This window comes from Cupriavidus sp. 22TCCZM04-2, from assembly GCF_057798895.1.
The window spans coordinates 51,376-75,306 of sequence record NZ_JBYOJS010000006.1; the positions used below are offsets into that span (position 1 = coordinate 51,376).

The 23,931-nt window shown below is 60.8% G+C and carries 17 protein-coding genes and 1 pseudogene; 10 read left to right on the forward strand and 8 right to left on the reverse strand.

What is annotated here, in order from left to right; genetic code table 11:
- Positions 1-88: 88 nt before the first annotated feature.
- The 3 genes from AC3FKG_RS11605 to AC3FKG_RS11615 all read right to left on the reverse strand — a co-directional run bounded on the left by AC3FKG_RS11605 (position 89) and on the right by AC3FKG_RS11615 (position 2,330).
- On the reverse strand, positions 89-631 hold the full coding sequence (locus tag AC3FKG_RS11605; protein WP_488743145.1) for a phosphoglycerate mutase family protein: 543 nt from the start codon (positions 629-631) through the stop codon (positions 89-91).
- A 476-nt stretch (positions 632-1,107) separates the two neighbouring features.
- Positions 1,108-1,263, reverse strand: a complete 156-nt coding sequence (locus AC3FKG_RS11610) for a hypothetical protein (protein WP_488743146.1) — start codon at positions 1,261-1,263, stop codon at positions 1,108-1,110.
- A 449-nt stretch (positions 1,264-1,712) separates the two neighbouring features.
- Positions 1,713-2,330 (reverse strand): c-type cytochrome, encoded by a 618-nt coding sequence (locus AC3FKG_RS11615; RefSeq protein WP_488743147.1) that lies wholly within the window; start codon positions 2,328-2,330, stop codon positions 1,713-1,715.
- 826 nt (positions 2,331-3,156) lie between these two features.
- On the opposite strand from AC3FKG_RS11615, the gene AC3FKG_RS11620 reads away from it, so the two are divergent.
- The gene (locus tag AC3FKG_RS11620) at positions 3,157-3,483 is read left to right on the forward strand and encodes a hypothetical protein (protein ID WP_488743148.1); all 327 of its coding nucleotides are present in this window, start codon (positions 3,157-3,159) and stop codon (positions 3,481-3,483) included.
- A 17-nt stretch (positions 3,484-3,500) separates the two neighbouring features.
- On the opposite strand, the gene AC3FKG_RS11625 is transcribed toward AC3FKG_RS11620, so the two are convergent.
- Both AC3FKG_RS11625 and AC3FKG_RS11630 read right to left on the reverse strand, forming a co-directional pair.
- Positions 3,501-6,434 (reverse strand): chemotaxis protein CheB, encoded by a 2,934-nt coding sequence (locus AC3FKG_RS11625; protein WP_488743149.1) that lies wholly within the window; start codon positions 6,432-6,434, stop codon positions 3,501-3,503.
- A 252-nt stretch (positions 6,435-6,686) separates the two neighbouring features.
- Positions 6,687-7,643: a GNAT family N-acetyltransferase gene (locus AC3FKG_RS11630; RefSeq protein ID WP_488743150.1), complete on the reverse strand. Its 957-nt coding sequence runs from the start codon at positions 7,641-7,643 to the stop codon at positions 6,687-6,689.
- Positions 7,644-8,352: 709 nt separating this feature from the next.
- Here AC3FKG_RS11630 and AC3FKG_RS11635 point away from each other — a divergent pair.
- Positions 8,353-8,607, forward strand: a complete 255-nt coding sequence (locus AC3FKG_RS11635; protein WP_488743151.1) for a hypothetical protein — start codon at positions 8,353-8,355, stop codon at positions 8,605-8,607.
- Between the two features lie 634 nt (positions 8,608-9,241).
- The gene (locus AC3FKG_RS11640; RefSeq protein WP_488743152.1) at positions 9,242-10,912 is read left to right on the forward strand and encodes an MltF family protein; all 1,671 of its coding nucleotides are present in this window, start codon (positions 9,242-9,244) and stop codon (positions 10,910-10,912) included.
- A 342-nt stretch (positions 10,913-11,254) separates the two neighbouring features.
- On the opposite strand, the gene AC3FKG_RS11645 is transcribed toward AC3FKG_RS11640, so the two are convergent.
- Positions 11,255-13,201, reverse strand: coding sequence for a putative Ig domain-containing protein (locus AC3FKG_RS11645; protein ID WP_488743153.1), 1,947 nt, complete (start codon positions 13,199-13,201; stop codon positions 11,255-11,257).
- A 1,084-nt stretch (positions 13,202-14,285) separates the two neighbouring features.
- A complete protein-coding gene (locus tag AC3FKG_RS11650; protein WP_488743224.1) occupies positions 14,286-14,612 on the reverse strand; it encodes an SOS response-associated peptidase family protein in 327 nt (108 codons plus the stop codon).
- Between the two features lie 401 nt (positions 14,613-15,013).
- Between AC3FKG_RS11650 and AC3FKG_RS11655 the strand changes: the two genes are divergently transcribed.
- From AC3FKG_RS11655 to AC3FKG_RS11675, 5 genes are all read left to right on the forward strand, one after another.
- Positions 15,014-15,910 carry a hypothetical protein gene (locus AC3FKG_RS11655; RefSeq protein WP_488743154.1) on the forward strand — a complete coding sequence of 299 codons (897 nt, stop codon included), beginning with the start codon at positions 15,014-15,016 and terminating at the stop codon, positions 15,908-15,910.
- A 196-nt stretch (positions 15,911-16,106) separates the two neighbouring features.
- Entirely contained in the window at positions 16,107-16,748 is a 642-nt protein-coding gene (locus AC3FKG_RS11660) for a hypothetical protein (protein WP_488743225.1), read from the forward strand.
- Between the two features lie 16 nt (positions 16,749-16,764).
- Positions 16,765-17,394: a hypothetical protein gene (locus tag AC3FKG_RS11665; RefSeq protein ID WP_488743155.1), complete on the forward strand. Its 630-nt coding sequence runs from the start codon at positions 16,765-16,767 to the stop codon at positions 17,392-17,394.
- A 205-nt stretch (positions 17,395-17,599) separates the two neighbouring features.
- Entirely contained in the window at positions 17,600-18,145 is a 546-nt protein-coding gene (locus AC3FKG_RS11670; RefSeq protein WP_488743156.1) for a transporter suffix domain-containing protein, read from the forward strand.
- Positions 18,146-18,678: 533 nt separating this feature from the next.
- Positions 18,679-19,305: a tyrosine-type recombinase/integrase gene (locus AC3FKG_RS11675; RefSeq protein ID WP_488743157.1), complete on the forward strand. Its 627-nt coding sequence runs from the start codon at positions 18,679-18,681 to the stop codon at positions 19,303-19,305.
- A gap of 1,243 nt (positions 19,306-20,548) precedes the next feature.
- On the opposite strand, the pseudogene AC3FKG_RS11680 reads toward AC3FKG_RS11675, so the two are convergent.
- Positions 20,549-20,703, reverse strand: a pseudogene (locus tag AC3FKG_RS11680) (EF-hand domain-containing protein); the annotation flags it as partial.
- A gap of 722 nt (positions 20,704-21,425) precedes the next feature.
- On the opposite strand from AC3FKG_RS11680, the gene AC3FKG_RS11685 reads away from it, so the two are divergent.
- Entirely contained in the window at positions 21,426-22,373 is a 948-nt protein-coding gene (locus AC3FKG_RS11685) for a lactate/malate family dehydrogenase (protein WP_488743226.1), read from the forward strand.
- Positions 22,374-22,428: 55 nt separating this feature from the next.
- Positions 22,429-23,898 carry a DASS family sodium-coupled anion symporter gene (locus tag AC3FKG_RS11690; protein ID WP_488743158.1) on the forward strand — a complete coding sequence of 490 codons (1,470 nt, stop codon included), beginning with the start codon at positions 22,429-22,431 and terminating at the stop codon, positions 23,896-23,898.
- Positions 23,899-23,931: the final 33 nt, after the last annotated feature.

Sequence of the window (23,931 nt, forward strand, 5' to 3'; positions counted from 1 at the left end):
GTCGGCAGAGCGGCTCAGGCGGTCGCGGTCGGCGGGGGCTTGAAGATTCTTTGCAGAGGTCACTTCAATTCACGTTCGGCCATGGCCCTCAAGACGAGTCTTCTGGAAGCAGTTTCTGCAGCACCTCGCTCCAATCCCACTTCGCACCAGCACGGTCTAGAACCCACACAATATCAAACTGATCGTCCGGCCAGGGTATGGGCGTAAACTTGCCATCCGACAGAAGGTTCACGAGAGTCGCAATGAGTTTATGTTCCCACACGACCAGGACAGTACCATCTCGACGTCTTACGTCGGCTACGAGCGCGTCCACGTCGTCCTTCAGGTGATCACACACGAATGGCGCTGAACGCTCGGCCCTCAATAGAGCAGCAAGGGAACTGATTGTTTGCACCGACCGTTTGCTTTGGCTTTCCGGTCCTACCCCTACTGCGTAAACCACATCTGGAGTGGCAATCTTCCCGATAGCTGCTGTTTGGGGATAGAAGAACCGAACCAATGCACCGGCCCGCTGCCATCCCCGCGGAGTCAAGCTTTCCGGGTCAGGTTTCTCGGATTCATCAACGCCCCCTGCCCCGCCCGGCAATGGCTTTTCCGCATGCCGGATGAGCATGACTTTATCTAGTGACATGGTTTCTCCTCGAAGACAGACAGATGCAGATGGGGCCATGCCCTCGTGATAGGCCTTTCTTGGCCCCCTTGGTATCGGTAACGGTCTGACAGCCATTTTCCATCTTCTGCCCGAACCGCCCGCCGGCCTCGACCGAGCCGTCGCCATCGTCGACCTGGTACCAGTAGTTACCGTATGCGTAACCAGGCTTGCCTGCCGCAAGCCGGCCCTTGGCGAATGCGTGGTTTCCGCGCGCCTGCAATGCGATCTCCACGTTGGCATCGCCGGCATGTGCGCGCGGGACTGCATCGGCGATACGGGCCGCATCGCGCAGCGTTGCGCTAAGGCAGGTGGATTACCGCGGTCGGTGAAGTTTCTCGGACATGGCGGAACGCCCAGCGCTTATACGGCGGCTCAAATGCGTTGGTCTTGTTCCTGCGCATCGCATCTGGCGGGGGAGCGCCCTGCATGACGCCTACCCGATACGTCGGAAGTAATTAGCGGGAACTTTTCCGCTGCTTCTTGCCCCGATCTGCACGGTCTTCCTTACCAGCCGTTGTCTCGCTCTTTGCCTTCTTTCCGCTCTTCGACTTCTTACCCGACGCCGAAGCACGATCGCTGGACTTTTTGTCCGCCTTCTTGTCCTTCTTCATGATGGTCTCCTGTGAAAGGTGTTCAGCGTGAGAATGGCCCACGCTCGTCATGACATCGCAAGGGTTATGCCACGTCGTTTCACATCGCAAAGTTCACGAGAACACTGGAGGGCCAGCCACGGCGAGTCTGTTCTCGAAAGGTCAATGAGGAAAATTGCCGTGTAAAGCCGCACCTACGCATTTGCGGCTCTCGCCAATTCCGCTTCGACCGCTTCCACGCCTGCGGTCTGTCCGCGGCAGCGGTTGTCATCGTGTCGCTTCGGATCGCACGCTTGCCTTCGCCGCCATCCATCCTTGCGACTCAAGCATTACTTCCGTCGCACTTGCGATAATGCTGTGCATGGCAGCCGCCTTTTACGACGTCCCAATTGCGACTGCCATCCATGGCCGCGGTCGGCCAAACAAGTGGTACTTCTGGCTTGATGCGTGCGGCCTTTCCAGGCGGCGGCTCAGTTCAGGTTGGTGATGTAGCTGGCCAGGTTCTTGATGTCATCGTCGGTAAGGTTGCGTGACACGCTGGTCATGTTGCCGGCATCGTTGGCGCGCCGCTTCGCACGGAAATCCTCGAGCTGCTTGACGATGTACGCGTACTTTTGGCCGGCGACGCGGGGGATCTCGTTCTGCCCGGAGAAACCGCCCAAGTGGCACGTCATGCAAAGCACTTCGTCAGCCTTTTTGCCTCCGGCATCCACGCGCGCGGCTTCGACCTTGTAGCTCGAGGGCAGCGGCTTCTGCGCCGCGAAGTAGTCCGCCAGATCCTGCATGTCTTCGCGCGACAACGGCGCCGCCATCGGTGACATGGCCGGGTCGCTGCGCCGCTTTTCCTTGAAGTCGCGCAACTGCAGGTAGAGGTACCGTGCCGTCTGGCCGGCCAGCACCGGATAGGCGGGGTTGGTAGAGTTGCCTTGCGGTCCGTGGCAGGCGAAGCAGACCTGTGCCTTGGACTGGCCCGCGGCGACGTCCGCGCGCGCGTCGCCGGCAGCTCCTGCCAGCCCAGCCAATGCGCCAAGCACGACGGGCACGACAAGACGCCGCGTCGGCACGACATGGATGTTCTTCCCTGGCATGGCTGTCTCCTGCATGCTGATGCTGACAGCCTGTGCGCGCTTGGTCCACGTCGGTATCGGGCGCTGTCCGACAAAGCTGCGGAGGTGGTCAAGGCCTTTCAGATTTCATTGTTCGAACAATCCCCACACCACCATCGGGCTAATACCATGTCAACGCTCCGTCATACGCGAAAAAGCAATGCACGTTCAATGACATGCCACGCACCGGAGAATTCCGGTTCCTCACACCAGTAGCGGGAATCAGCGCGTGGGGCGAATTCGGTTCCCCGCCGATTCCCGGAAGAGGCCGAAGATCCGACGGCCGGGTTCGGCCAGGAAGCGACGTGCGATGTCGCCCCGACCGTGCCATTCAGACGACCGCTTCGCACCAGGAAACTGCCGTTGGCGAAACGCATGGTCCAGTGACTGTAGTGGGTCAGCAGCCGCCGATGACCGCCGTCGGCCCTAAAACGATGAGCCGACGGCGGAGTTCGGCCATAAAGAGCCGGTCGGTCGCTCCCTTCGCCAGTCGTTCGGATGTCCGTTGTACCCCCAGAAACGCCCTATCACTTGGTCCCGGGAGAGCGCACGAAGCGCTGCGCGCTACTAACTTTCCCCGCAGACATTGAGACACTCAGTTGCAGCGACTGGTATCTGAGGCTACGTCGCCATGGGGTGGTGACATGCTATCTTCGAATGCTTGCCCGGACATTTGCGCGGACTAGGTTTTGAAATCCAACCCACCATCTATATGGTGGTCTTCCCCTCCCTTCGAGGATATGCGGCTGGCCCACGGCAGCTAGAATCGACTTTTCGCTCCAGTTTGCTCGCTCGTCTGGAGGGAGCAATGCCCAAGGGTCACCGCATGCTCATCGCACTTGCCGAGAAGGTCCATTACCTGCGACAACAATATCCCGGACGACGCATTCTGGTCCTGCGAGATGGCTACTGTGGCGTCTTCCTGGACTGTGAAATAGGAAACGGCGGTGTTGAAATAACCGTGTCACCTCTCGATGGCGGTTCGGAAAGGCAGACGCTCCAATGGGACCTAGCAAGCTACGCGATCATGGTCGAGGAAGTCAATGTTGCCGACCAGCAGAGCGCTGCCCCTAAATTGCGACCGTCTCTGGCGGACCCACTGCTGCCAGGCGAGCCGTCAGAGTCATCGAGTTGAAAGCGTTCTGCATTGAATCACAAGGCGGAGTGCTCCATTTGATTATGCCGCGAGATGATGATGCCTGCGGTGTGAGTGAAGGCTGCTGCCAACTCGATGTCCAGCCCCGTGGGCTCGCACGGCTGTTCAAAGTACATCGCCAATGATCCGACGAGATTGCCTGCGCAGGTCTCCACGGGGAATGACCAGCACGCGCGGTAGTGGAACTGGACCGCCAGCCAGGTCCAAGACTGCCACTTGGGTTCCGTCAGCACGTCCGGGGTAATTACGGGCTTGCCGGTGGCTACCGCAAGACCGCACGCCAGCGATTCCGGCGAGACGGCGAATCCGTTCACGCATTTCGCATATTCATCGGACATGCCCGCTACATGGTGCAACGTCTTACCCCGAGCGATGTAGAACGCGCATCGCCGATCGTCCTCGGCTTGATCCAGCAAGCTTTGAATCAGGAAGCCCAGCGACGTCTGCACTGAGTCGCCGTTCATGGCCGACTGGAAGGCTTCCTTTTGGGCAGAGAGCCAGATCTTGCTTCGCTGAAGGCCATGCTCGGATCGTGTTCGGTCTGTCGCGTCGGCAAATGTAATGGCCACGCCGAGCATCACACCTTCGGAAGAGCGATGCGGATAGATGCGCCGCAAAAGCCAGCGATCTTCGCTGCGACTGACGACCGCATCGCTTTGAGTGCCGGAAGCCAGCACGGCCCGTATATCCGCCGCAAAAAGCGGATCGTGAAAAGCAGGAACCAGATCGGAGATGCTTCGCCCGATATCTTCCACCCTGATGGGAAAAACCTGCGAGAGCGCCGGCGTGAACCATCGTATCTTCTGATCGCTGTCCAGAAATATGGTCATGACCACACCAGAAGACAACACTTCGCTTTGCATCTTGATCTCAGCGATCTTCTCTTTGAGATCGACGTTGGCTTCGCCGAGTTCGTGGTTGCTCGCATTCAGGTCGGCGTTCGCAGCCTTGAGTTCTTCGTTGAGCGCCTGCAGTTCTTCACGCGAGGCATCCAGCTCTTCGCGCGAGACGCGCAGATCCTCCTCCCAATCCGTCCATGGCCGATGGTCTTCGCGAACCCCTGCGTCGCTAAGGTCCGTCGGGACCGGATCCTCACCGAGACCATCGTGGGTGTCGAACGACACGAGCATCCGGTTGAGGTTTCCATCGGTTGCGGGTTCCAGCGGCGTTACTTTTACGGCAACGTGCACAGTCTGGCCTTCGCACGCCTCACTGCAGTCGAAAGCGCACGCTTGGGCCGAGCCAAGCGCCTGCCTGATTGCCGCCCTGAGCTCGCCGGCCCAGGTACGGTCGACAAGCCGAAGAAGATTGAGCGTTGGCTCCCCGGCAGGAAGCTTGAGAATGCCCGACGTATCGCCATACAATCGAAGAAGATTACATTCCTCGTCAATTAGCACTGCGGGAACATGGCTGCGTTCCGCTGCAGTACGAACTGCCGAGGCCTGAACAGTCCTCCTGCTAGGGGCGGAGTCACGTTCGAGCTCTCCGGAACTCGCGACTTTCCTGTGAATATTCCACCTTCTCGAGACGGCTGCGAAGCCAGTTTTATCTATTGCATAAGCTTCGCTCGCTCCCAGGAACAGGGATCCGCCCATACACAAGGCACTGTTGAGCGTGCGGAGCACCTTCCTGGCGGTGTCGGGCTCCAGATAAATCAAAAGATTGCGGCAGGTCACCACCTCTACCGACGAGATCGGAGGGTCCGATATGACGTCCTGTACCGCGAATACCATTCGTTCGCGCAGGAAACGTTTGATGCGACAGTGGCCGTCCACCGTATAGAAGTAGCGTGACAGCCGCTTCGGATCCATTGTGGAAAGTCGTTCAGCCCTGTAACTGCCCCGACTCGCTCGTGCCACCGCCTCAGGTGCGGCATCCGTCGCGAAGATCTGATAATCGACGCCGCGCCCGGTCTCCTGGGCAATTTCCTCCAGAAGCATTGCCACCGAGTATGCCTCTTCGCCAGTCGCACAAGCGGGAGTCCAAATGCGCAGCGGTTTGCCGTTGTTCTCACGCGTCAACGGTTCCAGGACCTCGGTCTTGAAGGCGGTCCACGCATCGGGGTCACGAAAGAATTCAGTGACATGAATTGGCAGGCCGCGCACCAACGCTTCGAGCTCGACGGGTTCATCCTCGACCAGCCACGCGTAGTCCTCAAATGAACGGACGTGCCGCACATCCATGCGCTGCTGAATTCGCCATAGCAAAGGTGATGGCCTATAGCCGCTGAGATCGAAGCCAGCCTCGTGGCGGATCCGGGACAAGATGCGCTCAAGCGTTTCTGAAACGGTGGACTCCCAGTGTTGGGACGCTTCCGATCTGGTATAGCCCCCGTCAAAGCAGGCGCGCAGTTGTCGCCCGATTGCACTTACCGACAGTACATGGTCGTGGATACCGCGCTGAATCACCGAGGTCGGCATGCCGTCATGCTCCGCAGTCAGCGGATCTTGAACAATGACAACACCGCCGGCCTGGCGGATGCTCACCGCGCCGGCCGTCCCATCCATCCCCGTTCCCGACAGCACCACCGCGACGGCGCGCGGGCCAACCCGAGCTGCAAGGCTTTCCAAGAACGCATCGATCGTATCGATTCCGGGACGCCTTGCGCCGCCCGCGGCCGGCCGGGTGCGGAAAGCCCCCGCCTCCAGCGTGAGAATGCTGTCCGGTGACGGCACATAGATATGACCCGCCTGCGGACGTACCCCCTCCTTCGCATCCAGTACGGGCAACGCTGTCCATTTGCGAAGCAGGTCAGCAAACCGGTTCGAAGGAGCAGGCGGCAAGTGCTGCAGCACAACCATTGCATAGGGAATCTCGCCCGTCAGCGAGGTGAGCAGCCGCTGCAAGGCAGCAATACCGCCGGCGGACGCACCCACCGCCACAATGGGCACGTCATCGGCGTGAGAGTGAACGGCCTCGGAGATCGGCATCGTGGATCACATCATGGGCGGATTGCGTTGCACCGCGCTATGGCGACGGGCGGATGGCCTGCCGCGCAGGTAAAGATCTATGCAGTCCTTCTACGCTAGCAGGCCGCCATGGACATGCAAGCGCGGTGTTCGCGAAATGTCAGCTTCATTTCGGGTCCTCCCGCTCCAGGCTGAAGCGCGCGCCGGGACGCCGGTATGCCGGAAAATAGGCGTTCGGTTCGTCGAATAGGGGGTCGACCTCTCTGGATAGCTTCAAGTAGTGGTCAAGATCGACAACCAGCCGTTGGGTCCTGTACACGTGCGTATCAGGCGAGAAGCCGCGCTTGAATTCCTGAAGGGAGTCATTTGCCTTGCCGCGCCCAGCCCGCCGCCGAGGTGCAGGTAGCGCATATTGTTCGTACGGCCCCACTCGCGCGCGGCATGGATCAGTATCTTGGTTGGTTGCCAGTGGCGGTACTCCCAGTCCCAGCCGCGCATCTGGTACTGGATAATGCCGGTGGGGCGGGCTAACGTGAACAGCGCTGCTCCGATAACGCAGCCCTCCTGTTGAGCCACGAACAGGAGCAGGTCCTTGCCCATGATGCGGACAAGCGTCTGATAGTAAGTTTCGTCGAAAAAGTAGTAGGACAAGGCGTTTACGCGCATCATGGTCTGTTTATACAGATCAATGAATCGCGGTAGCGCCTCAAAGTCGCGGACTAGCTGTACGGTTACGCCTGCGCGTCGCGCGTGAGTGATGTCGTGCCTGTGGCGCGACTGAGTTTCCTGCCACAGTCGCTCGCCGCTCTTGGTTAGGCAAATCGACACGGTCAGGCCATGTTCTATGGTCCGTCCGAGGTGGCTTTCCCAATCGGTATTGAGCAGCGGATGGAGGCGGATGAACCAGGACACGCAACCGTGCTCGCGCAATAGCGCCAGGGCCGCGCTCAATGCCTCATCGACAAAACCGGATGGTGCTTCTTGACTCACTAATGGGCCGCCGTAGCCATAGGCCGTGGTGGCGTCCCATCTGCCGGAAGCGAGCGGCCGACGTATCAGCGGCGCCACCAATTTGTGGGGGCCGTTGGTGACGCGCACGGCAGCAGCGGTACCGTGTTCGATGCGCTCCGCTGCTGCATACCAACCTGGAGTATGGTGACAGTCATGACGACAGCGCGCGAGCATGCTGTGCCATGCAGGACTACTAGTTTCCAAAAGGCTTTTTTCCATCGACATCCCGGGTCAAGGTCCCATCCGGTACTAGGTTCGACATCACTCGGTAGCATAACGAGTGCATCCAGGAGGTAATCCCTGATGGAAAAAGCAAGAAGCGCCCACGGCGCTGCCGGAGGACACTGTAGGAACGATGTGCCTTCGCAGCTCACTGCACCAAATGGGTTGAAGTGTAGTCCCCGCACCGGTCCGCATTGGATGCGCCACGGAGCGACTTTGTTCGCTACCCCGCACTGTTGGTCTATGACGGTGCGTTGACCGACTCCGGCCAAGCCGAGAAAACTGGCAAAGGATTACCGCGCAGATGCTCTTTGCCTTGGTTAACCGGTGGACGGCGCGCAAGAAGTCGGGTATCCCTACAGCATGAGCCAATTCACCGCACGGCGATCTGTGAAGGCAACGAGCGTCGGAAGTTCACTTTTGTCTCTGTGTGCGACAGTTGGCGGCGCGCTCGGCACTGTAATGCTGCGCTGGCGCTTCAGTGCGGAGTCTTAGCTCTGAAATGAATTCTTAGGCGAGGGTTCGCCGGACTCCAAATCGCCCTCCAAGGCGATCCGCCCGAGATGATCAATGGCGTGCTGAACATCCGCTCACTCGAATCTTCCGCTTTCGGGTATTGTCGCCGTTCCCACGTAACAACCTTTCACGATGGCCGTGCGGCATCTATGCTGCTTGCGTACTGCATGCCATAGCGTCGAAAAGCGCCATGTCCTTCACTGAAAAAGCACCTCGTCGCCCATTGCCCAACGCGGCCACGGTATATCCTGCCACCGCGCTTTATGCGCGGGTCGATTCGATGGTTCTGACGGCGACCATGGCGAACGGCAACTGGTCTCCTGATGCCGGCATTGCTGCGCGTCTGGAGTCTCCGGCCCTCTCACTCAATCCGCAAGATTTTCATTTCTTCGTGGTACCACCCGAGGTAGCTGTCCACGCCCGAGGCCTGGTGCGCTATCGATGAGCCCGACCAAAGTGCCTCAAACGCGGCACCGAAGCTGCAGATAGCGCAGCGCGCCCGGCGCAAAACCTGAAAGCTCTGGTGCCGCGACGCCATCGTGGCGAACTTTGTGTCGACCTGTTCGTTGCCAAACGACCTAAGGGTTCAGCGCAGTAGTGGTCGAGTACACGGCATGCGCGACTGACCTTTCCTACCTTAAAGTAGTTAGCCCACGAGGAATGCGCCTTCGACGAGCCGCCACCGTGACGTTCATGCGGCCGCTTCGGACCGGGAGCCGCCGCCGATTTTCTGCGTGCCAGAAGGGCGCTTCAGGGGTCGGCAAGAGTCGGCCGATGAGGGCCGCGTCAGGGATTATTGGCTGGATCGGCCCTACGGCACCCAAAGCCGTCAATTCAATAGCTGTCCATCGGGCGCACCCAACTTCGAGGCAAGAGACGGTGGAGATCAAGAGCCACTTCTCGACAGCGCTTCTTTGTAGGTGACGCTGGAGCTATGGACTGCGCCTGCTCATGGGACGAAACCGCACGCGCAACGCTTTCCGCGCCTTCCCGCAGTTCCCCCAAGCGAGCCTTGTGGCGCCGCTGACCGTGACTAGACTAAATACGCACACGCGCATTTGACACGCGGGTGTCCACTCATGCGGGTCCCTCGGCTGCGCGCTTCCCTGGCAGGCTTTGTCCTAGTTGCCCTACTTGGGGCGCTAGCGTCCCGGGCGCCGGTTGCTGTGGCGCAGCAGAAGCCTGCCTCCGACTCGACTCCGGCAAGTTCTGCCGCTGCGCGGCCCCGCGCAGCCAACGAGACAACCACGCGGCAGCTTAAGCTCGTCAACAAGCCGGCGAAAGGGGACTTCGACGCGATGCTCGAGCGTCGCACCATCCGTGTGTTGGTACCGTACAGCCGCACCCTTTACTTCAGTGACCAAGGTCATGAGCGCGGACTGACCGCGGAGCTGGTGCGCGATTTTGAGCGCTACCTGAACAAGACCTACGCCAAGCGCCTCGGCAACCGGCCGCTCACCATCTATATCATTCCCACCACGCGTGACCGCCTCCTTCCAGACGTGGAGGCCGGCCTGGGTGACATTGCGGCGGGCAACCTGACCGAAACGGAGGAGCGGCTGAAATTGGTCGACTTTGCCGCCCCGCGTCACCAAAGGCCGGTTCGCGAAGTGGTAGTGACCGGACTCCAGGCGCCAGCGCTGAAGCACCTGAATGATCTCGCCGGCAAGACGGTCCATGTGCGCAAGTCCAGCAGCTACTACGAAAGTCTGATCGCACTCAACAATAGCCTGCGCCGTACGGGCAAGGCGCCGGTAAGACTGGTGCTTCTACCAGACGAAGTGGAGGACGAGGACGCGATGGAAATGGCGAATGCCGGCCTGTTGTCCATTGTGGTGGTAGACGATTGGAAAGCAAAGATGTGGGCGCAGATCCTGCCTCATGTCAGCGTGCGCTACGACCTGGTGTTGCGCAACGAAGGCTACACAGGATGGGCATTCCGGAAGAACAGTCCATTGCTTCGCCAGGCGCTCGATAATTTCGATGTCAATTACATGAAGAAGCTTGGCATCGCCGAATACCGGCTCAAGCAGTACATGCGTCGCATCAATCAGATTACCAACAATACAAAGCGCGCCGAATACAAGCGATTTGAGCAGACCTTGCGCATCTTCGAGCAGTATGGCAAGGACTATCATTTTGACCCGCTGATGCTCGCCGCGCAGGGCTTCCAGGAGTCACGGCTGAACCAGAACGCCCGCAGCCATGTGGGCGCCATTGGCATCATGCAGATCATGCCCGCTACCGGCAAGGAGCTCAATGTCGGCGATATTCGCGTCACGACACACAACATTCATGCCGGCGCCAAGTACATGGACTTGCTGATGACACGGTATTTCCCAGGCGCGCACTTCTCCGATGCCCACCGGCCGTTGTTTGCCTTCGCGAGCTACAACGCCGGCCCGGGCAACATCGCGAAGATGCGCGCTGAAGCGGAAGAGCGCGGCCTGAATCCCGATAAGTGGTTCAATAACGTGGAGATCGTGGTGGCCGAGGAGATCGGCATCGAAACCACCACCTATGTTCGCAACATCTTCAAGTACTACACCGCGTATCGCCTGCTGCAGGAGCGGCACGCCGCGCGGGAGCAAGCGCTCAAGACATTAAGGCCAGCGGTTAAGCTGGCGTGCGACACCTGTGGGCGACGGCCTGTTGGCCTGTACCGACCTGACGTACTCCTCCCGCGAAAGCGAGTGCAAAGGTTGGCAATCGTGCATATCCGTGAAACACTATGGCCCCTACCAGAGTAGTTCGGGACCAGAGCCTTTGAGTGCGCCCTGAGTGTCGGTCCGACGCGGTCGGTACACATGCGCATACAAATCAATCCACTGGGCATCGTATGGCGGTTCCGCCATGAAGCGACGTTCAATGTCGCCCTGACCGTGCCATTCAGTCGACCGCTTTACCTAGCAAACTGCGTTGGCAAGACTGCAGGTCGCATGATCCAGTGACCGCAGTGGGTCGGCTACAGCCCGTCGCCACGGAGTTTTCCGAGCGCTTGGGCAATCGAGCTCTTGCCGGCCAATTTGAGTCACCCGAAGGCACGGCCTCGGATGGCCGAGCTACTCATAAGCGGACCGTGGTGCCCCAAGCTAGTGGAACAATTCGGCGTAGGACAATATCCCGCGCCCAATGCCACCTGCGACGAGAACCCTGCCGTCTGCCAGCAATGTTGCGGTGTGTTGCTCGCGCATTTGCTCAAGACTGCCGACCTGGGACCAGCTTCCGGTCGTGAGATCGTACAACTCGCTCACAAACAAGTCGCTGCCGCCGGTACCGCCAGCCACCAGCACTCGCCCGCTGGTCAGTAGCGTGGCGGTATGGAAGTCACGCGCCTGCCGCAAGCTGCCTGTCGTTGACCACGTACCTGCCGCTGGATCGTAGAGTTCCGCGGTCGCGAGCGCATGCGTGCCATCGAATCCCCCGACTGCGAGCACCCTGCCGTCGGTAAGTTTCGCGGCGGCATAAGCGTTGCGGGCCTGGCTCATGCTGCCGGTCGGCGACCACGTGCCCGTGGCTGGGTCATATAGTTCGGCCGAGGCCAGCGCGCCGCCGCCGGCATCTTCTCCGCCGGCTACCAGGACCCTGCCATCCGGCAGCAAGGTAGCGGTGTGTTGCTTGCGCGCCTGGCCGAGATTGCCAGTCGGCGACCAGGTGCCCGTGGCTGGATCGTAGAGTTCGGCCGACGCCAGTGCGCCCGTACTGCCTCCCTGGCCCTCGCCGCCTGCCACCAGCACGCGGCCGTCTCGCAACAGCGTGGCGGTGTGGCTGTCACGCTGCTGGCCCAGGCTGTCGGTCTGTGACCAGCTACCCGCGACCGGGTCAAAGAGTTCCGCCGAGGGCAGCGCGTTCCCTCCGCCGGTGCCGAATCCCCCCGCCACCAGGACTCGTCCGTCGTGCAGAAGCGTGGCAGAGTGCGCTTGCCGGCTCCGCGCAAGGCCGCCGGTTCGTGTCCAGCCGTTCGTGGAAGGATCAAACAACTCGGCCGAGGAAGTCGCCTGCTTCCTGTTACCTGCCGCCACCAGGACTCGCCCGTCGGGCAACAGCGTGGCCGTATGCCGGAAGCGCCCCAGATTCATGGCATCGGCCGGTTGCCAACTACCGACTTGGGCAGTGGCCACTGTCAGAGTGATCTGCGCGGTGACGCTCCCTGCACTATTGATGGCGGTAACGAAAAACGTCGTCTGGGCTAGTTCGGTCGTCGGAGTGCCGCTAATGACCCCGGTCTGCGTGTTGAGGCTCAATCCTGCCGGCAAGGCAGGGGATACCGAAAACTGGGTGACTTCGCCGCCGGAGTAGGTGGGCTCGTTATACGTAATCGGCACGCCGACAATGTATTCGGGTCGCGGATCCACATAGACGAGGTCGACCGGCGGCACGGCCACCGCAGCCACTTCGATGGTCAGCAGGGCCTGGACGCTGTCCACGCTGTTGGTGCCGGTCACCGTATAGACGGCCGATGCTGTCACTGCCGTGGGGGTACCAGTAATGATGCCGGTCTGCGGGTCAATGGCAAGGCCGGCCGGCAGCGCCGGGGACACACTGTATTGCGTGATCTCGCCCCCCGTGCTGATCGGCGTGTTGGGCGTGATCGGGACATTGGCCGGGTAAATGACCGACCGGTCCAGGTAGTCCAGGCCGTCCGGCGCAATCGGAACGTCCTTGATCTCGATTTCGACCCGGGTGGTGGTGCTGCCCGCGGCGTTGCTCGCGGTGACCGTGTAGACCGTGGCATGGATGCTGCCGGTAGGCGTGCCGCTGATCGTACAGGTCTGCGGATCGAGGCTCAGGCCCGGAGGAAGCGGCGGAGATACCGTGCATTGGGTGATGGCGCCCCCGCTGTTGCTCACCGTGTCCGGGACAATTGGAATGCCTACAGCGTAGATCGGCGATTCATCGCGCTCGACCAGACCGGCTGGAGGCACCAAAGCATTGGTAGTGCCACCACCGTTCCCGCCACCACTGCCGCCATTGCTGCACCCGGTCACCGCGATGGCCAGAGCCATGAGCAGGGTTGCCAGCCAGCGCAGATTCGCCATCTCGGACTCCGGCAGGTCATCTGATGCAACCAGCATAGATCACAGTGCCGCGATGCAGGGAGGGAAGACGAGGAAGCCCCGATACGTGCTGCACTGCCGACCGACAAGGTCAGCCGCTTCAGCGGTGCGTAGGTTCCGCATCACCATCAAGCTGTGGAAGGGCAACTTCGACGGCCGTCTCGGCCCAAACTTCGGCCGTCCGCAGAATGGAGTGCGAATGGCTGTCATGGTCGAGTAGCGCCGACCGATCCCCCCTCTTGGTTGCCTGAAGCCATTCTCGGCCGTTCGCTCTCGCGGTCATACAGTCATTCAGGTGACCGGTCCGCTCCGCGACCTTCATGCTTCGGATTATGTGGGGCTGGTCACTCTGCCCAGGCTGTCGCCTACCGTCCAGCCGGAAATGCGAGAGCCGGCTGGTCACGGCATCATCCCTGGATGTCGCGCGGGTCGTGACCGAATCGCGGATCTGGCCGTCGCGACAGTGGATCAGCAGCTTATGCTGACAGCCTGTACGCGCTACGCCCGCGCGCCGGTATCGGACGCCGTCCGACAACCGGACGGTGTCACGTCGGCTGTCACCTGGTCGACAAGTAGCGGTCGCAGCGAGGCCCGCTCGCCCGGGACCGCTACCATTGCTTGGGGCCGAACTGGCCGATCTCCTTGAGCAAAACGATGCTAGTCGTCACAGCCGTCCGGCTCCGATCTACAGCCTCGCGAATGCTGGTCCGATTTTGATCCCAGCGGGTACGCATGTCGGCACTATCGATCCACTTCAATGGCGCGTGATGTTCTGGTGTAGCCACATGGCTTCCCGCTAGGGACTTAAGCTCTGACGTCACGATGATCATGCCTGAAGAGAGTTGAGTTCGCAGCTTGCAGGTGTGAGCCAGCAATTCGCCTCGGTGTGTATCGTTGGTTCTCAGCCCGCCAAGAATTGCATCATAACGTGATATGTTAGTCGACTCTTGCCACGGGTGCGGGGGCAAAATGCCAGCGCAAGGCGAGCCAGCGCAGCCGTGGGCAGCCGTGGGCAGCGGTAAACTCACGACCTCTGAATTATCTCGATAATTTGCAGACAATTGCACTACCCCATCTGGGGTAACAGCGGATCTTTCGCAACCGGCGATGTAACGGCGCACCGTTCGATTGGCGCGGGCTCGGCTGCCATTCGGTCCGCGGGCAGCAGTCGCAGAAACGTACGAGCGCGCTCGGGATCCCGGCAGGCCAGCCAGTCCTCCCAATCATCCCGCGGCAGGATCACAATGCCGCGCTTCTCTTTGCCTGGCGCGTGAAAGCGCTTCAGGAGCGGGTGGTTGTCGGCGCTGACGGTTGGCATTGTGAACGAGACCGCGCCGTCCGGCCAGGCGCGCCACAGGCCGGCAATGGCGAACGGTTCGCCTATTGGGTCCATATGCAACGAATCGCTGCGCTGATCGCCGCGTCGTGCGGGAAAACAAACGTCGTCCTCCGACGAGCGCTTCCTGCTGCGATGCGCGATGCGTCGGCTCCTTTAGTGGCTTGGTGCTGCACGCCGCAACTGCGTGACGGCCCGGTTGCATTCGAGGAATCCCTGTCCTAAGGTCATATGGCGAATCCGGCTGAATGTGACTTACCGAAAACGCAGCGTTGTCATCGCGAGACGAGTGAGACAGATCAAGAAACGGCACAAGCGACCGATCGACCTGTGGTACACCGGAGGCATCACCTGGACGGACAGACATGGATCCGTGGTCAAGCGACTGACGCGGGCCATCTGTGTTTCGTGTGGATCGGCGTGGCTGTCGGCTCCACTAAAAAGGGGAGGCGTAAAGGATGGGAAACACGCAACACGGCGGCCGGCTCGACGCGAAATATGGCAAGCGCCGGCCCGCGAAGCGCGGCTGGAATCGTCTGGGTGTCACGATCGTCCTTGCGATCGCGGCCAGCTCGGCTAACGCCGAAGCGCCGGATGCGAACGGGTGGCGATTCGCGATTGGTCCATACCTCTGGTTACCCAACGTGAGCGGAGCCCTGAGATTCTCCGGATCGTCGTCGACCGGAGGTGGCAGACTCGACGTGGGCACGGGGCCGGACAGCTATCTCCAGAACCTGCAGTTCCTACTCATGTTGCAGGCCGAGGCCAGCAAGGGGAACTGGACGATCCTTGCCGACGCAGCCTATCTGGATTTCAGTCACCAGCAGACCAACGTCAATGCGGTCGGCGCCGGGAATGGTGCCACGGTTGGCATACCGCGCAACGTGGAAACCGGAGCAGGCAGCAGCCTGACCGGCGGCCTGTTCGGACTTGCCGCTGCCTATACGGCGCTGCGTGTGCCATGGGGCACGATCGAACCACTCGGCGGGCTTCGGTACCTGAACCTGAGTGCGAGCGCGAACTGGACACTGTCCGCCACGTTCACGGGACAAGGTGCGACGCTGGCAAGAGAAGGAAGCGTGTCGCAGACGGCGAATATCGTCGACGCCATCATCGGTGTGCGCGGGCGCATCCGCCTTGGCGACTCCGACAGGTGGTACCTGCCCTACTACTTCGATGTCGGTACCGGCTCCTCCACATATACGTTGCAGGCCTCCGCAGGTGCGGCGTATGCGGCCAAGTGGGGAGATGTGCAACTGACCTACCGCTACCTGACCTATCAGCTTGGAGACGACGACCTGGTGCAAAGGCTGACACTGAAGGGCCCCATGCTGAGCGTGGCGTTTCGCTTCTGAGCCCCCTCGCCTTTCAGGAGGGTGCCGCCCCGGGACAATCTTCGCCCGCAGGAGACATTGCCCGTGCCAAGAGTCATTGCTAGCTGTTTCCTATTACCCGTTCGACCATCGATCCAGTTAATGGGAGCTCTCCGTGGCTAATACACCCAAGACTACCATCGGCGCAGGCACGACGGTTGCGCCGGATAACGCGGAGATGCGAGAGCCGGTGCTGGACGTGGTGGATCGCGTCTCCGAGATGTGCTTTGGCCTCTTCATGGCGCTCACCTTTGTCGGCGCGGTAGCGAGCGGCACGGGCGGGCCGAATGCCAGTCGCACCATGCTGCATGCCGCCCTGGGGTGCAACCTGGCCTGGGGGCTGGTCGACGCGGTCATGTTCCTGGTTCGCACGCTGGCGGCACGCGGCCAGAAGCTCTCCCTGGCACTTGCCGTCAGGAAAACAAGCGACCGGTCGGCGGCCATCGGTCTCATGCGTGATGCCCTGCCCCAGAAAATGCGGTCGCTGGTGACGGAGTCGGAACTGGAAGCCATGCGGGCGCGGCTCGCCGGAACGCCAACGCTGCCGGCCCGTCCCCGTCTGAACCTGGCCGACCTGCTTGCGTCCGTGCGGATCTTCTGCATTGTCGTCCTGACCACGTTTCCGGTAGCGCTGCCGTTCGTGCTGCTGGCCGACGTCCGCCAGGCACTATTCGTCTCGCGCGTGCTGACCCTCGCCATGCTGTTTATCGCCGGATGGGCGCTGGGCCGCTTCGCTGGCATTGGCAGTTGGGCCACCGGCCTGGGCATGATGGCGGGGGGAGCCGCCCTGACCGCGGCTGTCATTGCGCTGGGTGGCTGAGGTGCGTGCCGCGACCTTGCTGCTGGCCCTCACGCTTGCGGCGGCCGGCGCAAGCGCACAGGAATTGCCCCAGTCTGCACCGGACGCCGCCGCGCAGCCCGCCCGCGCGCCGTGGACTTTTTCGGCAACTGGCTACTGGAACATGCCGCGTGAGAGCGGCGACTATGCCAGCGGCATCTTCATCGCGGAAAAATCGCAACTCCACCTTGAGGCAAGAGCCAACTACGAGGCGAAGCACTCGCAGTCGGCATTCCTCGGCTGGTCATTCTCGGGGGGCGAAACCGTCCAGTTCAAAGCGACGCCTATCGTCGGATTCGTGTGGGGCTCGGCACACGGTGTGATCGGCGGACTGGAGGCCAGCGTGGCCTTCAAAAAATTCGACTACTACATAGAAGCCGAATACCTGGATCCAAACGGCGCAGAGCCGGGATATCTCTATGCCTGGAGTGAACTTGGCTACCGCCCCATCGAATGGCTGAGATTGGGCCTCGTCGCGCAGCGTACGCGGATCTACGGGGGGGACCGTGATCTCCAGCGGGGCGGCTTTTTCCAGGTCACGGTGCGCAAGGTCACCGCAGGATTCTACTGTTTCAACCCTGGCTCACGTGAGCAGGTCGCGATCCTGTCGCTGGGTGTCAGCTTCTAGAGTGACGGGCATGGATGATCCGTTCCTCACCATCGCCCCTTCGCCCAGGCAGCCCAAACCGGCCAATCCGTTGTCCGCCGCGCCGCGGGCAACCGGTGGACAGGAAGCGCAAGGAGTGATCGAGAAGCACCCTGCCTGCTGCAGCCGCGGATGCCTGAAGCGCACCACGAGATAGTATGTGGAGCGCGCAGCCCGGAGGAGGAGCATGGCAGATCCTTATTCGCAGGCCGGACCCCTTGCATCCGGCACCTGGCGCCTGCGCGCCGGTATCGGCGTTCTGGTGCTGGCGTATGGGGCATGGCTGGCGGTGCCGGTGGCGGCCTCGGCTGGTGCTTCCCCCATGCAGATTGCCACGCTGACCGGCGCCATCGTGGTGGCCAACAAGATCATGCTGCTGGTCAGCGTAGCTGTGATGGGCAAGCCGGGATTCATGCGAGTGAAGGCAATCGTGCTCCGGCACCTGAGGCGCGCCGCTTCCGCCGACACGATTGGACCGGTTCGCCATGCGGTCGGTCTCGCGATGTTCTGCCTGCCGCTTCTCTCGGCGATGCTCGAGCCCTACGTGGACGCGATCTGGCCAGGCCTGCGACCGAAGCTCTGGGAAGCACAATTGCTCGGCGACGCGATGTTGGTCGCCAGTGCCTTCGTGCTCGGCGGCGAATTCTGGAATAAGTTGCGGGCACTGTTCATCCGCAACGCGCGCGTGGTGGACGATGGCGAGCCGGCTGGCGGAGAGCCATCGCCTGACTGACTGGCACGCTACGGCGTCGTTGACGAACATGGATTGACCCGGTGGCTGGCTGACTGACCGTAACCTGCCGGGTTCCTTTCATGCTGACATGCTGGTGTCCTGATGTAGGAGGCAAACCATGTGGATGAACTGGCTTCTTGTCTTTGTCCTAGCTTACCGTTCTGGCTGCGATCGACACCATCACCGATGCGACCTTGGTCAAGGTGGTAGCGCGGACTGGCATCGATAAGAAGACCGTGACCATGCTAGTTAAGCAAGCGGCGGCGCAGGCTGGGGTTCATATCGAGAAGGACGGACCGGTCTATCGGCTGGTCGATTGGGGACCGGTTCTCAAGAAGTCTGGCGCGAAAATGGCATTGAACGGTGTATTAGGAACCCGCTCAGTGACAGCGGCAGCGCAAGAGCAAGCGCCCACACGAAGCATTGAGTAGAAAAAGAGAGGGTCGTCTGGCCATTAGAAAAGTGACCGAGGCCGGTCGTTAGCAAAAGCCGAGGCGCAGACTGGTTTTCCTTCACCCTGAAAGGAGACCATGATGGAAACGACCACCCCTCTCGACCCAAAGCGCGCTCCATGGAACAAAGGGAGGTTGACAGGCCAAAAGCCACCACTAAAGCTCAACGAGATATGGGCCATACGAACCCGGCTTCAGCTTACGACGAATGTTCGTGAATTGGCGATGTTCAACCTTGCCATTGACAGCAAGCTCCGTGCGTGCGATCTAACACGCCTGCGCGTACAGGACATCAGCGTGGGCAGCAAAGTTGGCGGCCGTGCAACGGTCATGCAGCAGAAAACTCAGCGGCCAGTGCAGTTCGAAATCACAGAACAAACTCGCCAAAGCGTTCAGTGTTGGATTCAGGCTCGCGGACTTAAGCTGTACGACTATCTCTTTCCGAGTCGTTTGCACGCATCGCCGCACCTATCCACGCGACAGTATGCGAGGATCGTGCACCGCTGGATCGCCTCCATTGGCCTAGACGATTCAGCTTATGGAACGCACTCCATCCGACGCACCAAAGTGGCGCTGATCTACCGGCGTACAAAGAATCTGCGAGCCGTTCAACTGCTTCTCGGCCATACCAAGCTTGAGAGCACAGTGCGCTACCTTGGCATCGAAGTGGACGATGCGCTCGAGATCGCTGAGCAGACCGAAGTGTAACTAGAGGGCTTGGCCGGCTAGCGGTCGCTTGCCGGCCATGAAGCGACGTTTCATGTCCATTCAGATGACCGCTTCACCCAGGAAACTGCCGTTGGCAAGACGCATGATCCAGTGACCGCGGTGGGCTGCGCAACAGCCGGTGAAAAGAAGAAAAACGCGCCATTGCTTCATCGAGCGCGCGCGCACTTGGCACGTCCCGGCAAGACCAGCGGTCGTTACGCGGGCTCGCAAAATTATGCTGCCCCGCGCTCCTGCACAATGCCGACGCTCCCGGCCCTGGCTGAGGCCACCCGCGCCCTGCTACCGCCTCGTGTCGGCAGACGACCGTGCTCGTCTCGTTTCCGTGCAGGCACGCCGGTCGTGTCGGCCTCGGCACCTGACCCGCGAGCAATCGCCGCGCGGCGGACGGTCAATCGTCTCTCCGTCGACCCGGCCGCTGTTGGCGAACTGGCGTCCGCCTGAGCCGGCTCCTCGCGTCTGCGTCGACGCACGAGACGCCCTTCCTTCAATGCGCCATCCGTCGTCTCCTTCCGCAACTCTGGCCCCGTCCCGGATACCTTTCTGAGAATTGCGTGCAAAGCGACCCTGCCCCGCATAGCGGCACGATCCGGCTCTTTCGGTGCGCTTCCCTGCGCCTGGCGCTGCTATCCTTGACACAGAGGCTCTAATGTGTGCACTTTTCCCTAAACGTATCGATCAAATCGTCGCGCGCGCGGTCTCGCTCAATGCCGGGTACGACTCTCCCCTGGCTCGTGATAATCGGTCGCCCGGTGGCAGGCTGGTACGCCTTGGGTGAGGTCGCGTTGAATTGCGCCAGCAACTCCTGGCACTCCGCCGAATTGATATTACCGGTGGCTGCCGGCACGCGTGACGGGTGATATGGGCTGTGCCCTTCCTGCACTGCGTCGCTGACAGCATCCGCTGCTGCGGCTGCACCGTCCTGCCGCTGCGCGTATGCAATGCAATTTGCAGCGAGGGTTGTCCACAGTATTACTCGCGATACGATCGTCCGGATGTTCGTCATGCTGGATCCTGGAGATTGGGCTTCTAGATTGATGTCTACTGTACGGAGGTCGCCGTCGCTCACTAGTCGCAGGAGTATGCAGCGCGGCAACCGCTGCTTTCTAACCGACTGCGGCACGCTTTGCAGCGATGGCCTGACGCAGACCTTTGCAGGAACGTGGGTACCCCTCGTACGCCCGCTCCATCACTCGTGAGGGCAGAACGGAAGCGAGTTAGTTCTTTAGTTCCAAAGCGGATTTTCCTTCTGCATCTGATCCTTGTTCCTCTTCATCCAATACGAGCCGATCTGGCGTTCCGTGACAGCCCCTTCTTTTTTGCGTCGATTTTGTCGAAATGCTCGTAGACCTGTGGCATGCCTGCCTGTGCTTCATCACGTCGTCACTACTCTCCTTGCCAACGTTTAACCCCGGCAAGGGATTCGTTTGGCGGGGGCAACCTCAGAATAGCACGCATGCAGGCAGAGATTCGTGTTTCCCCTATTTGGGGGTGCCACACCACACACCAGACAATAGGATCGACCCGTCGCGCAAATCTCCTCGCTCTACAGCCTTTGTCCCCCTTTACCTGTTGGACAGTGGGGCGTTTTCTTTTTCAGGTCGGCGCTGATAGGTGAAGAAAATCCATGCTCCGCCCGGCTCGGAAAATCAAGCAACCAAATCTAAGCCATTTATCTCGGCTTTCAAAAGATTTCATATCGGATATCGAACGACGGGCATTTCAATGGCGCGTCGTTCGTTAGATCATGTATACGCTGAGCGGCGAGGTCGAAATAGCTGTCGGCCGCGGGGTCGTCAGGGCCGCGGCATGCGACGCTGCCGATCCCCAAATGTCGAATTCGGCCCATGACCAGGATGCCCTCGAGTTGCTGCGGTGCATAAACGCGGGTCTCTTGGCAGCCGGCCAAAAAACATCGCGTTTGATCAACGGTGCAGGGGACTCGCGTACGAGGCAACAAGTCATTGGTTATCGGACGTCAAAAAACTAGAATGAAGTGGCGTCTTGCACTCATGGTGCTGGGCGTGTTCGGAGTCGCCATCGGAATTTGGCAGGCGTCCCGGTCCGGAGGTCCGCTTTTTCAGGTCAGTGGGGGGCAAGCCATGCGGCAACCCAAGATTGTCATTGTTGGCGCCGGACTGGTTGGCGGATCGGCCGCCCTGTTCGCAGCGGTGGCCATCCCAAGCGCTGAGATCGTCATCATTGATGTCGAGCGCGTGCGGGCCGAAGGGCAGGTTTTGGACCTCGCCCATGCCGCGGCAATCTGGGGGCACAACCGCTTCTATGCCGGCGACTATGAGAACGCAAACGGCGCCGACATCGTCGTCATCACGGCCGGCGTTGGCGTGAAGCCGGGGCAGACGCGCCTAGACCTTGCCAGGACCAACGCCGACATCGCACTTGAGATTGTCGACCAGATCGCCCCGCGGGCCCCCGAGGCAATCTACCTCGTCGCCACTAACCCCTGCGATGTCTTGGCCGGGGTCGTGCTTAACCACCTGCGTTGCGCGCGGGAGCGCGTTATCAGCACTGGAACGTCCCTCGATACCGGGCGCTTGTGTTCGCTTCTCTCCGAGCGACTGGGCGTTGTGGCGCCCGCGATCCACGCCTACGTCCTTGGGGAGCACGGTGACTCCGCGATGATCCATTGGTCCGGCGCGGCGGTATCCGGCATGCCCCTCGAGCTATTCCTGGCCAAGAGCGGCAAGGAGTTGGGACCAGCCAGCCGTGACTTGGTCCTGCGCTCCGTCCATGAAGCTGCCAAGCTGATCAAGGAAGGTAAGGGCGCCACCCATTATGGGATCGCCAGCGCAATCGGACGAATATGCGAGGCCATCGTGCACAACACCGACCAGATTCTCACGGTCGCGAGTGTGCAGACGGAAGTCGAAGGCGTGCCGGAGGTTTGCCTGTCGTTGCCGATGGTGGTCAATAGCGACGGCGCCCGCTTGCTGGCCTATCCCGAACTTGATCCCGCCGAGCATGCGGCCCTGCAGCGCAGTGCACGTATTGTCAAAGAGGCAACCGACAGCGTGCTCCGCGCCCGATAGGGACTTTGCATCTGCGCTCACCAGCGGTGACTACCCGGACTCAAGGAGGTTGATCATGACTGCATCCGTCAAGACTTCACCACCAGCAAGCTCGTCCGAGTCGAAGCCAACGCCAGGTCATCTCCATGATGTCTGGAAGTTCCTCGTTCCGGTTGGCCTCGGCATCGTGCTGTGGTTCTTGCCGGCGCCGGCCGGCCTCGGGATCAAGGCGTGGCATATGTTCGCGGTCTTCGTCGCCACCATCGCAGGCATCATGACCGCGCCACTGCCGATGTCGGCGGTGGCCATCGTGGGCGCCACGGTGGGTGTGCTTGTCGGCGTCTTGTCCTTTGCCGACGTGACAAAATCCACCGGCACGGATCTGGTCTGGCTGGTGATGCTGGCCTTCTTCATCTCGCGCGGCGTCATCAAGACCGGTCTGGGCCGTCGAATCGCATTGTTGTTTATGCGCCTGCTGGGTAAGCGAACCGTGGGACTGGGCTACGGGCTAGCGCTGACCGAACTCATGATCTCGCCCGCCATGCCGAGCATCACCGCTCGCGCCGGCGGCGTGATGCTGCCGATCACCCGGGCGATCGCGGAAGTCCTCGGCAGCCATGCCGAGGACCTGGAAAGCCGAGCCAAGGTGGGCCGGTATTTGATCCTTTGCGCTTTCCACGCCAACATCATCACCGCGGGCATGTTCATCACCGCGATGGCGGGAAATCCCCTTGCGGTCAAGCTCGCCGCAGATCAGGGTGTTTCGATCAGTTGGCTCGAATGGGCGATCGCGGCGTCCGTTCCAGGCCTTCTGTGCCTCGCCATTATTCCCCTTGCCATGCTTTGGATCGCGCCGCCGCAGATTCGCAAAACCCCCGATGCGACAGCACTCGCGCAAAGGGAACTTGCGACGATGGGCCCCATATCCGCCAAGGAAATCATCATGGCGGCTATTTTTCTCGGCCTCTTGATACTCTGGATTTTTGGTGAGGATCTGAAGATCAGCGCAACGCTGGCGGCCGCTCTCGGGGTTTCGTTGCTGCTTATCACCGGGGTGCTGACCTGGCAGGACGCGCTCAACGAGAAGTCCGCCTGGGACACCATGATCTGGATTGGCTTGCTGATCATGCTGGCATCGAAGCTGAACGAGTATGGCATGGTGTCCTGGTTCGGCAAGGAGTTCGGGGCACATCTGGAAGGCTTCCACCGGTTGGCCGTCTATATGGTGGTAGCGGCTGCTTACTGTTACATCCACTATTTCTTCGCCAGCGCCACGGCTCATATCAGTGCACTGTTCCCTCTGTCCATGGCGCTGATGGTCGCCGCCGGCATCCCGCCCTTCACGGCTGCCGTTGCCCTCGGCATCCTGAGCAATATCAACGGTTGTCTGACTCAGTACGGCATCGGCTCCGGGCCTGTCATGTTCGGCGCCGGCTACGTTACGCAGGGAGAATGGTGGAAGGCCGGCTTTCTGATGAGCCTGATCTACATGTTTGTATGGCTTGTCGTGGGACCGCTCTGGTGGCAGCTCCTCGGGCATGTGTGAACCGGAAGGCATCGATGACAAGGAGCGAGCCCC